Raw genomic sequence first — 10,333 nt, 5'->3', positions numbered from 1 at the left:
GCCAGCGTGGTTTAACGGGGCGCCTGAGATCAAGATCACAAGCAGAGCAAGAGCGGCTCGCTTCGCATCGTGGTTACCGTCTGCTGCTACAGCCCACAACGTTATGTAGATACCTATGCCTGCATATGTTTACCACAGCGGCTATATGACTCATTCTTCCTGGCCCGACATGAGGAATCGCGTTATGCCCACCCTGCATCTGCTCTGCGGCAAGATCGCCGCCGGCAAGTCCACACTCGCCAAGACCCTGGCCGCCGAGCATGGGGCCATTGTGCTCAGTGAAGACCAGTGGCTTGCCAATCTCTATCCCGGCGAGATCCAGAGCATTGCCGACTACCTGCGCTGTGCCCAACAGGTTCGTGGGGTACTTGAGCCGCTGGTGATCAATCTGTTGGCGTGCGGCGTCAATGTGGTGCTGGATTTTCCGGCCAATACCCTCGCCAATCGTCAATGGTTACTCGGCCTGGCCCAGGCAGCCAAGGTGCCGCACTGCCTGCATTACCTGGAGCTGGACGATGCCACCTGTCGTGCGCGCCTGCACGCCCGCAACGCCCGAGGTGACCACGATTTTGCCGCCAGCGATGCCGAGTTCGACCTGATCACTCGCCATTTCAGTGTGCCGAGTGAAGAGGAAGGGTTGGTGATTGAGGTGCACCGCCCGTGACTACCCAAAAACCTGCTGGCATCGATGCCGATGGCTATATCCTCACCGTTGCCGATACGCCTATACAACCCGAGTTCCAGCCCCTGCTGACGGACATCTGCACGACTTTGTCCCGGCCTGAGCTGGGGCTGCACGGGATTTACCTGTATGGCAGCATTGCACGGGGCGAGGGCGAGGCCGGAGTTTGCGACCTTGACCTTTCACTGATACTGGTCGAACCACCGAATGCGCCGGTGCTTGAACAATTGGAGTCGGCCCGACTCGCTTTGGAGCAACGGCATCCGAGCGTCACCAAGATCGACTTCGACATCGGCCACCGCGCCCAGGTGTTGGCGCCCGAAAACCGAAACAGTTGGGGCTTCTGGCTCAAACATCATTGCCGCTGTCTCTGGGGCGAAGACCTGTCACTGCACGTCGAACCGTTTCGCCCGTCCCGCGCCATCGCCCTGGCGGTCAATGGTGATTTTGAACAGGCGCTCACGACTTACCTGGTGCGCATTGAACAGGCCAGCCCTGAACACACGCGGCTTGGCCTGCAGCGGGAAGCATCACGGGCCTTGATCCGCGCCACCCACATCCTGCGAGCGGAAGATGCGCAAAACTGGCCGCAAACCCTGGAAGACTACGTCGGGCTGTTCGTCCAGCATTACCCGAACATGCGCGTGCAAATCGCCTACTTCCTGTTTGAAGCACGCAACCCGAGCGCCGAGGGCGAGGCATTTACGACACGCCTACGGGCGTTTCTGAGCTGGATGGTTTCGGCCCTCATAGAAAGGAATCAATCAGATGCGTGAACGCAAAGCCGCACGATTACTGGTCATCAACCCTGCACAGCAAGTGTTGCTGTTTCGCTTCGTGCATAAAGACGGCGCCCTGGCCGGCCAGGATTACTGGGCCACGCCCGGCGGTGGCGTGGAGGCAGGGGAGAGCTTCCACAGCGCTGCGATTCGTGAGTTGCGCGAAGAGACTGGTATCACCGTCAGCAGCGTTGGGGAATCCGTGGCAGAGCGTAGTTTCCCGTTGATGTTACCCAGCGGTGAAACCGTGTTGGCAGTAGAGCGGTACTTCGTTGTGCATGCATCCAGCGACGCGCTTTCCAGGGCCGAATGGACAGTAGAGGAGACCCAGGTGATGGCGGATCATCATTGGTGGTCGGCAGAGGCGCTGCTCGCGACGAGCGATACGGTATGGCCGCAGGCGTTGCCGCAAATGCTGGAGGATGCCGGGGTGTTTTAGCCGTTTTCCATGAACGATGGGGGCAGGCGAATCGGGGCGACATTTAGGTAAGCGGCAGCTTTAGGGCTGTCACGGGAGCAAGCTCCCTCGCCACAGGTGCAGCATGCATCAAAAAGCGCATCGCGGGTTACATGGATCTAATATTTCCCCGGTATTGAACACCCTTGCATAGTCCATCGCCAAGTTACTGAGCGACAACGCATGCACATCCTCTGCGGCCCACAGCCGCCCCGACAAGTCGGTTTGATCGAAGGTAAAACACGCATCCGCCGCCACGATCACGTCGAACCCCAGGTTGCCGCCCGAGCGTGCGGTGGATTCCACTGAATTGTTGGTGATGACCCCGACGATTACCAACTGCTGGATCGAGCGCAGGTGCAGCCAGCGCTCCAGGCCCGTGGCGCTGAACGCATCTGGTACGTTTTTTTCAACCACATGCTCCTGGGCCAGGGGGTGCAGCGCATCCTGGAACTCACAGCCGGGCTGGCCTGGCCGGAACACTGAAGCGGCAGAGCGGGAGATATGCCGCACATGAATGATCGGGCGTTGCGCCTGGCGCCAGGCATTGAGCAATTGCTGTATGCGCAGCTCGGCGTCTGGGTTGTTGCGGCGGCCAAGGGTGGGATCGGCCATGCCTTTTTGCATATCGATGATCAACAATGCGGCGTTAGTCGCTATCGGTTCCATGGCCTGTCCTGGCAGAGGTGAACATTATCTAACTGGTTGGAAGTTAGCACCGATCGGCAGCCCATACGCAAATCCCTGAGACTTCCCGGCGAAACGCTTCATAATGGCGGCCAATTTGTTTAGCTCGTTATTCTGGTGTGCCCGCATGGAAATTAAGGTCAACTTTCTCGACAACCTTCGGCTTGAAGCCAAGTTCGATGACTTCACGGTCATTGCCGACCAGCCCATCCGCTACAAGGGCGACGGTTCGGCACCGGGGCCATTCGACTACTTCCTGGCTTCGTCGGCGTTGTGTGCGGCGTACTTTGTGAAGTTGTACTGCCAGACGCGCAATATTCCCACCGAGAATATTCGCCTGTCGCAGAACAACATCGTCGACCCGGAAAACCGCTACAACCAGATTTTCAAGATTCAGGTCGAATTGCCCGCAGACATCTCCGACAAGGACCGCCAAGGCATCCTGCGTTCCATCGACCGCTGCACCGTGAAGAAGGTGGTGCAGGCCGGGCCGGAATTCGTGATTGAGGAAGTCGACAACCTCGACGCCGATGCCCAGGCGTTGTTGATGCCCAACTCCACGTCCGCAGCGGGCACCTACATTGCCGGCAAGGACCTGCCGCTGGAGCAGACCATCGCCAACATGTCGGCGATTCTCGCGGGCCTGGGCATGAAGATCGAGATTGCCTCGTGGCGCAATATCGTGCCCAACGTGTGGTCGCTGCATATCCGCGACGCCCATTCGCCGATGTGCTTTACCAACGGCAAAGGCGCGACAAAAGAGGGCGCGTTGGCGTCGGCGCTGGGTGAGTTCATCGAGCGCCTGAACTGCAACTTCTTTTACAACGACCAGTTCTGGGGTGAGGATCTGGCCAACGCGCCGTTCGTGCATTACCCGGACGAGCGTTGGTTCCAGCCGGGCCCCAACGATGAGCTGCCGAGTGAAATCCTCGATGCCTACTGCCTGAAAGTCTACAACCGCGAGGGCGAGCTGCGCGGTTCACACCTGTTCGACACCAACTCCGGCAACGAAGCCCGTGGCATTGTCTCCCTGCCGTTCGTGCGTCAGTCCGATGGCGAGGTGGTGTATTTTCCGTCCAACCTGATCGAAAACCTCTACCTGAGCAACGGCATGAGCGCGGGTAACACCTTGGCCGAAGCCCAGGTACAGTGCCTGTCGGAGATTTTCGAGCGGGCGGTGAAGCGCGAAATCATCGAAGGCGAATTTGCCCTGCCGGACGTACCCGCCGAAGTGCTGGCCAAGTACCCGGGCATCCTGGCGGGTATCGAAGGCCTGGAAGCCCAGGGCTTTCCGGTGCTGGTCAAGGATGCCTCCCTGGGCGGTGAGTTCCCGGTGATGTGCGTGACCTTGATGAACCCGCGCACCGGCGGCGTGTTCGCCTCGTTCGGCGCGCACCCGAGCCTGGAAGTGGCGCTGGAACGCAGCCTCACCGAGCTGCTGCAAGGCCGTAGCTTCGAAGGCTTGAACGACCTCCCGCAGCCGACCTTCGAAGGCCAGGCGGTCACCGAACCTAACAACTTCGTCGAGCACTTTATCGATTCCAGCGGCGTGGTGTCGTGGCGCTTCTTCAGTGCTCAGTCGGATTATGAATTCGTCGAGTGGGACTTCTCCGGCCAGGGCGAAGACTCCAACGCCCAGGAAGCCGCCACGCTGTTCGGCATCCTCGAAGGCATGGGCAAAGAGTCGTACATGGCGGTGTATGAGCACTTGGGCGCTACCGCCTGCCGCATCCTGGTGCCGGACTACTCGGAAATCTACCCGGTGGATGACCTGATCTGGGACAACACCAACAAGGCGCTGTTTTTCCGCGAAGACATCCTCAACCTGCACCGCCTCAGCGAGGATGAGTTGCAGGCGTTGGTCGAGCGTCTGATAGAAAGCGAACTGGACGACTACACCGATATCACTACGCTGATTGGCATTGAGTTCGATGACAACACCGCGTGGGGCCAGTTGACCATCCTGGAGCTGAAACTGCTGATATTCCTGGCGCTGAAGCAGTATGAAGAGGCCAAGGAATGCGTAGAGATGTTCCTGCAGTACAACGACAACACCGTTGAGCGCGGCCTGTTTTACCAGGCGATGAACGCGGTGCTGGAGATGGAACTGGATGAGGACCTGGAACTGGCTGACTACGAGGCCAACTTCCGGCGCATGTTTGGCAACGAGCGCATGGACGCGGTGATCGGCTCGGTCGACGGCAGTGTGCGCTTTTATGGGCTCACGCCGACGAGCATGAAGCTGGAAGGCCTGGACCGGCATTTGCGCCTGATTGACAGCTACAAGAAGCTGCATGCGGCGCGGGCCAACATCACCCAGGGCTGATACGCAATGATCGTTCCCACGCTCTGCGTGGGAACGCATTCGGTGACGCTCTGCGTCACGCTTGGGAACGCAGAGCGTCCCTGGCTGCATTCCCACGCAGAGCGTGGGAACGATCATGGCGGTTAAATGTGGGCCAAGGCCTGAGCCAGATCGGCGCGCAAATCCTCCACATCCTCAACCCCCACCGACAACCGCACCAGCCCATCGCCAATCCCCAATTGCGCCCGCGTCGCCGCCGGGATGCTGGCATGGGTCATGATCGCCGGGTGCTCGATCAGGCTTTCCACGCCCCCCAGGCTCTCGGCCAGGGCGAAGATCTTCACGTTTTCCAGAAAGCGCGTCGCGCCGGCCAGGTCGCTGTTCAAGTCCACTGAAATCATCCCGCCAAAGCCGCGCATTTGCTGCTTGGCCAGGTCGTGCTGTGGGTGGGATTTGAGGCCCGGGTAGTGAACCCGTGACACTTGCGGCTGTTGCTCCAGCCAGGTGGCCAGGTCCAGGGCATTGCTGCAATGGCGCTCCATGCGCAGCGCCAGGGTTTTTACCCCGCGCAGGGTCAGGAAGGCATCGAACGGCCCGGCGATGGCGCCGATGGAGTTTTGCAGGAAGCCCAGGCGTTCGGCCAATTCAGCGTTATCACCGACAACAGCGATACCACCGATCACATCAGAATGCCCATTGAGGTATTTGGTGGTGGAGTGCACCACGATGTCGAAGCCCAACTCCAGCGGGCGCTGGATCCAGGGGCTGGCAAAGGTGTTGTCGGCCACGCAGATAATCCCGCGGGCACGGCAGATGCGGGCCACGGCGCGCAGGTCGGTCAGGCTCAGCAGCGGGTTGCTTGGGGTTTCGACCCAGACCATGCGCGTGTCGTCCTGCAATGACGCTTCAAACGCCGACAAGTCGCTGAGGTCGACATAGCTGAAGCGGTGCCCGGCACTGCGCTGGCGCACCTTGTCGAACAGCCGGAAAGTACCGCCGTACAGGTCATTGCCCGAGACGATATGCGCTCCAGCATCTAGCAGTTCCAGCACGGTAGAGATCGCCGCCAGCCCCGAGGCAAACGCAAATGCCTGGCTGCCGCCTTCAAGGTCGGCCACGCAGCGTTCCAGGGCGAAACGCGTGGGGTTATGGGAGCGGCCATAGTCAAAACCCTTGTGTACGCCGGGGCTGTCTTGCAGGTAGGTGGAGTTGGCGTAGATCGGCGGCATCAGCGCGCCCGTGGTCGGGTCGGGTGACTGCCCGGCGTGGATCACACGGGTGGCAAACGCGCTTTTATCGGGCTGGCTCATGCAAGGGATCTCCGTAGGTGGTTAAGCAGGTCGACGCGGGTGATCAGGCCGTGAAAGCCTGAGGCGTCGGCAATGATGGCGACCAGGCCGCGATCCAGTTCAGCCTGCAGTTCGGCCAGGCTGGCGCTGGGGGCCAGGGTATGCAGGGTGTTGGTCATGGCGCTGGCGACGGTCATGGAAAAATCCGCGGCGTCGTGGTGCAGGCCCAGCAGGATGTCGGACTCGTCGATCACCCCCACCAGGGCCTGGCCATCGACCAGCACCGGCAGTTGCGACACGTCCGCCAGGCGCATGCGCTGGAAGGCGGTGAGCAGGGTGTCGTCGGGGCTTACGCTGATCACGCGGCCGTCTTCGAAGCGGCGCGCGATCAGATCGCGCAGGTCGCCGTAGTGTTTGTACTGCAGCAGGCCCGCGTCGTTCATCCACTGGTCGTTGTAAACCTTCGACAGGTAGCGCGTACCGGTGTCGCAAACAAAGGTCACCACGCGCTTGGGCTCGGTTTGCTCGCGGCAGTAGCGCAAGGCCGCGGCGAGCAGGGTGCCGGTGGATGAGCCGCCGAGGATGCCTTCGGCCTTTAGCAATTGGCGGGCGTGGTCGAAGCTGTCGGCATCGCTGATGGAGTAGGCGTGGCGCACGCTGGACAGGTCGGCGATCGAGGGGATGAAGTCCTCGCCTATGCCTTCAACGGCCCAGGAACCGGGGGTTCCCAAGGTGCCGCTGCGGCTGTATTCGGCCATCACCGAACCGACCGGGTCGGCCAGCACCATGGCCAGTTCGGGTTGCACGCGCTTGAAGAAACGCGTGAGGCCGGTGAGGGTGCCGGCCGAGCCGACGCCCACCACAATCGCGTCCACATCGTGCTGGGTCTGCGCCCAGATCTCCGGCGCGGTACTGGTCTCGTGGGCCAAGGGGTTGGCCGGGTTATTGAACTGGTCGGCGAAGAACGAGCCCGGAATACCTTTGGCCAAACGTGCCGCCACGTCCTGGTAATACTCGGGGTGGCCCTTGCCCACATCGGAACGGGTGATATGCACCTCGGCGCCCATGGCCTTGAGGTGCAGCACTTTTTCCGTGGACATCTTGTCGGGCACCACCAACACCACCCGGTAACCCTTGGCCCGGCCCACCAGCGCCAGGCCCAGGCCGGTATTGCCGGCGGTGGCTTCAATGATGGTACCGCCCGGGCGCAAGCGACCGTCGCGTTCAGCGGCGTCGATCATCGCCAGGCCGATGCGGTCCTTGATGGAACCACCGGGGTTTTGCGATTCAAGCTTGAGAAACAGCGTGCAGGGGCCGGTATCGAAGCGGCTGACCTTGACCAGCGGGGTGTTGCCGATCAGTTCAAGTACGGCAGGGCGTGAAGGCGTGGGCATGTCGTCTCCTGGTTACGGGATGGACGTAGGGCGGGGGGCAGCAAAAAAACAGCATGGCTTGGAACATAGGCCGGTATCGCCCGTGTCGCAACCGGGCGTCCGTTGTATGACTTTTTTTGCCGCATGGGAGAGGGCGCGCAATCCAGATGTGGGAGCTTGCCTGCGATGGCGGTGGTGCAGTTGGCATTTGCGCTGCCTGACCCACCGCCATCGCGGCCTCGCTAGGGCTCGAGCGCTCCCACCGTTCAGTTCCCGGCAATGGCGGCTTCGATGGCAGCGATGTCGATCTTGGTCATGGTCATCATCGCTTCAAATGCACGCTTGGCGACGGCAGGATCTTTACTGGTAACTGCTTCGACCAACACCCGCGGCGAGATCTGCCACGACAGCCCCCACTTGTCCTTGCACCAACCGCAAGCGCTCGCCTGCCCACCGTTGTCGATGATGGCGTGCCACAAGCGGTCTGTTTCCTCCTGATCCTCGGTAGACACCTGAAAGGAAAACGCCTCACTGTGCTTGAACAGGGGGCCGCCATTGAGGCCCACGCAGGGGATACCCAGTACGGTGAACTCCACGGTCAACTCATCTCCCTGCTTGCCAGCCGGATAGTCGCCAGGCGCACGGTGTACGGCCTTTACTTCGCTGTTGGGGAAGGTGTTGGCGTAGAAGGTCGCTGCCGCCAGGGCATCGCCGTTGTACCAGAGGCAGATCGTATTCTTGTTGTTCATGGCAAGGCTCCTCGGGTTGAAAGGTGCATGAAGTCTAGACGAACAACCTGCAACGCTACTCAGGCTTGCACCGCCTCCCGGCCAGCGCGTGCGTCGGCCCGCCGCGAACGCCAGCTCAGCCCCAATACCATCAGCAAGCCCAGGCCCGCCATCAGTGCGCCTGCCAGGGAAATGGCTGGGTAGCCCAGCCCGACATTGATCACCGCGCCACCCAATGCCGCACCAATCGCATTGCCAAAATTGAACGCACCGATGTTCATCGCCGAAGCCAGGTTAGGCGCGTCTTTGGCGGCCTCCATCACCCGCATCTGCAGCGGCGGCACCAGAGCAAAGCTGGCAGCGCCCCACAGCAGGATCGACAGCGCAGCGGGCAGCGGCCATTGCATGAGCACCGAAAAGGCCAACAGCACGGCAATCAACACCACCAGCGAGATGATCAAAGTGCGGTCCACTGAGCGGTCCGCTGACTTGCCACCCCACACATTGCCCAGGGTGAGCCCGATTCCGAACAGCACCAGCATCCCGGTGACGAAGTTGGTCGAGGCATGGGTGACATCGCGCAGTATCGGCGCGATGTAGGTGAATACCGTAAACATCGCACTCGAGCCCACCACGGTCAGGGCCAGCGCGGCCAGCACCGGCCCGCGCCCCAGCACACGGATTTCCGCCATCAGGCCGCCACCCTTGGGCGCGGGAGTATTGGGCAGGGCCCGCCACAGCGCCGCCATGACCACCGCGCCAAGCCCACTGATGCCCCAGAACGCGGTGCGCCAACCAAAGTTCTCGCCAAACCAGGTCGCCAGGGGTACGCCGCCAATGGTTGCCAGGGTCAGCCCCATGAACATCGCCGCCACAGCGCCCGCGCGCTTCTCGGGCGCCACCAGGCTTGCGGCCACAATTGAGCCAATCCCAAAGAACGCTCCGTGATTGAGCGACGTCACCAGCCTGGCGATCATCAATGTCTGGTAGTTGCTGGCCAACGCCGACAGCAAATTACCCAGGGTAAAAATCGCCATCAGCCCGATCAGCAGATAACGACGGGGCACCCTGGCCGTCGCCAGGGTCATGATCGGCGCGCCAATCAGCACGCCCATGGCGTAGGCGCTTACCAACAGCCCCGCAGCGGGAATGGAGACGTTAAGATCAGCGGCGATACCGGGCAACATGCCCATAGGGGCAAACTCTGTGACCCCGATGCCAAAGGCACCGACGGACAATGCTACAAGGGGTGGATTGATACGCATGGGTGACTCCTCATCTGTGAGCCAAATGCTACAATCCTGCCTTTTGCAGCAGTAGCCCCTGGTTGGGAACTACAGCTTTGCGCAGGAGGCACAAATGGACATCGGCGGGCGGTCGGGAGAGATGGAAGTGTTCACCATGGTCGCCGAGCACGGCAGCCTGTCGGGTGCGGCAAGGGCCTTGGGGCTGACCCCATCGGCCATCAGCCGTCTCATCACCCGCACCGAACAGCGTATCGGCACCCGTTTACTGCTGCGCACCACCCGCGCCATCACCTTCACCGCCGAAGGCGAAGCCTACCTGCGCGGCGCACGACGCATCCTCGCCGACATGGCCGAAGTCGAAGACGCCATCACCGACCAGGGCGCCCCACGCGGACGCCTGCGCGTCAGCGCCGCACTGGCCCACGGCCGCATGACCATCGTCCCCCTGATCGCCGCCTTCAGCGCCCGCTATCCCGCCATCGTCGTCGACCTGATGCTCGGCGATGAAGTCGTGGATATTCTCGGCGGCCAAGCCGACGTTGCCATCCGCTTCGGCCCCCTCGCCGACAGCCCCCTGACTGCTCGCCTTATCGGCTCTACCGGGCAGGTTATCGTTGCTTCACCGGAGTACCTGGCACGGCATGGCACCCCCGTGACGCCGCAGGATTTACTGCAACACAACTGCCTGCGCTTCAACTTCCGTAGGGCGGCGCCGGATTGGCCGTTTCGGGTGGGGGGGCGGGAGTTTTCGTTGAAGGTGGCGGGGACGATTGAGGGGAACAGCGG

10 protein-coding genes are annotated in these 10,333 nt (G+C 61.5%); 5 read left to right on the top strand and 5 right to left on the bottom strand.

The window, feature by feature from the left end; all coding sequences use genetic code 11:
- The first annotated feature begins 184 nt into the window (after positions 1-184).
- The 3 genes from BMH52_RS24730 to BMH52_RS24720 are packed head-to-tail and all read left to right on the top strand — an operon-like array spanning position 185 to position 1,900.
- Entirely contained in the window at positions 185-664 is a 480-nt protein-coding gene (locus BMH52_RS24730) for an ATP-binding protein (protein WP_072434653.1), read from the top strand.
- Positions 661-1,458: a nucleotidyltransferase domain-containing protein gene (locus BMH52_RS24725; protein WP_072434652.1), complete on the top strand. Its 798-nt coding sequence runs from the start codon at positions 661-663 to the stop codon at positions 1,456-1,458. Before BMH52_RS24730 ends, BMH52_RS24725 begins: the two co-directional genes overlap by 4 nt.
- A complete protein-coding gene (locus BMH52_RS24720) occupies positions 1,451-1,900 on the top strand; it encodes an NUDIX hydrolase (RefSeq protein WP_034127586.1) in 450 nt (149 codons plus the stop codon). Before BMH52_RS24725 ends, BMH52_RS24720 begins: the two co-directional genes overlap by 8 nt.
- Before the next feature lie 108 nt (positions 1,901-2,008).
- On the opposite strand, the gene BMH52_RS24715 is transcribed toward BMH52_RS24720, so the two are convergent.
- Positions 2,009-2,587 carry a cysteine hydrolase family protein gene (locus BMH52_RS24715; RefSeq protein WP_073845358.1) on the bottom strand — a complete coding sequence of 193 codons (579 nt, stop codon included), beginning with the start codon at positions 2,585-2,587 and terminating at the stop codon, positions 2,009-2,011.
- A gap of 145 nt (positions 2,588-2,732) precedes the next feature.
- Here BMH52_RS24715 and BMH52_RS24710 point away from each other — a divergent pair, with 145 nt between their 5' ends.
- Positions 2,733-4,931 (top strand): OsmC domain/YcaO domain-containing protein, encoded by a 2,199-nt coding sequence (locus BMH52_RS24710; protein ID WP_072434650.1) that lies wholly within the window; start codon positions 2,733-2,735, stop codon positions 4,929-4,931.
- 122 nt (positions 4,932-5,053) lie between these two features.
- Here BMH52_RS24710 and BMH52_RS24705 read toward each other — a convergent pair whose 3' ends face one another.
- The 4 genes from BMH52_RS24705 to BMH52_RS24690 all read right to left on the bottom strand — a co-directional run bounded on the left by BMH52_RS24705 (position 5,054) and on the right by BMH52_RS24690 (position 9,565).
- A complete protein-coding gene (locus tag BMH52_RS24705) occupies positions 5,054-6,220 on the bottom strand; it encodes a cystathionine gamma-synthase (RefSeq protein WP_019817159.1) in 1,167 nt (388 codons plus the stop codon).
- Positions 6,217-7,593: a cystathionine beta-synthase gene (locus tag BMH52_RS24700; protein WP_073845357.1), complete on the bottom strand. Its 1,377-nt coding sequence runs from the start codon at positions 7,591-7,593 to the stop codon at positions 6,217-6,219. Before BMH52_RS24700 ends, BMH52_RS24705 begins: the two co-directional genes overlap by 4 nt.
- A gap of 245 nt (positions 7,594-7,838) precedes the next feature.
- Entirely contained in the window at positions 7,839-8,321 is a 483-nt protein-coding gene (locus BMH52_RS24695) for a VOC family protein (protein ID WP_032902950.1), read from the bottom strand.
- 59 nt (positions 8,322-8,380) lie between these two features.
- The gene (locus BMH52_RS24690; protein ID WP_072434646.1) at positions 8,381-9,565 is read right to left on the bottom strand and encodes an MFS transporter; all 1,185 of its coding nucleotides are present in this window, start codon (positions 9,563-9,565) and stop codon (positions 8,381-8,383) included.
- A gap of 94 nt (positions 9,566-9,659) precedes the next feature.
- Between BMH52_RS24690 and BMH52_RS24685 the strand changes: the two genes are divergently transcribed.
- On the top strand, positions 9,660-10,333 hold a 674-nt coding region (locus tag BMH52_RS24685), incomplete at its 3' end, for a LysR substrate-binding domain-containing protein (RefSeq protein ID WP_073845355.1).

The sequence above is a fragment of the Pseudomonas sp. BTN1 genome (assembly GCF_001907715.1).
GTDB lineage: Bacteria > Pseudomonadota > Gammaproteobacteria > Pseudomonadales > Pseudomonadaceae > Aquipseudomonas > Aquipseudomonas paracarnis.
This window is presented reverse-complemented; position numbering and strand designations above follow the sequence as displayed.

Excerpts from the sequence above, each read along its gene's own strand:
- BMH52_RS24730 (WP_072434653.1), top strand. The coding sequence starts at position 185 with ATGCCCACCCTGCATCTGCTCTGCGGCAAGATCGCCGCCGGCAAGTCC.
- BMH52_RS24700 (WP_073845357.1), bottom strand. The coding sequence starts at position 7,593 with ATGCCCACGCCTTCACGCCCTGCCGTACTTGAACTGATCGGCAACACC.
- BMH52_RS24695 (WP_032902950.1), bottom strand. The coding sequence starts at position 8,321 with ATGAACAACAAGAATACGATCTGCCTCTGGTACAACGGCGATGCCCTG.
- BMH52_RS24715 (WP_073845358.1), bottom strand. The coding sequence starts at position 2,587 with ATGGAACCGATAGCGACTAACGCCGCATTGTTGATCATCGATATGCAA.
- BMH52_RS24710 (WP_072434650.1), top strand. The coding sequence starts at position 2,733 with ATGGAAATTAAGGTCAACTTTCTCGACAACCTTCGGCTTGAAGCCAAG.
- BMH52_RS24720 (WP_034127586.1), top strand. The coding sequence starts at position 1,451 with ATGCGTGAACGCAAAGCCGCACGATTACTGGTCATCAACCCTGCACAG.
- BMH52_RS24705 (WP_019817159.1), bottom strand. The coding sequence starts at position 6,220 with ATGAGCCAGCCCGATAAAAGCGCGTTTGCCACCCGTGTGATCCACGCC.
- BMH52_RS24690 (WP_072434646.1), bottom strand. The coding sequence starts at position 9,565 with ATGCGTATCAATCCACCCCTTGTAGCATTGTCCGTCGGTGCCTTTGGC.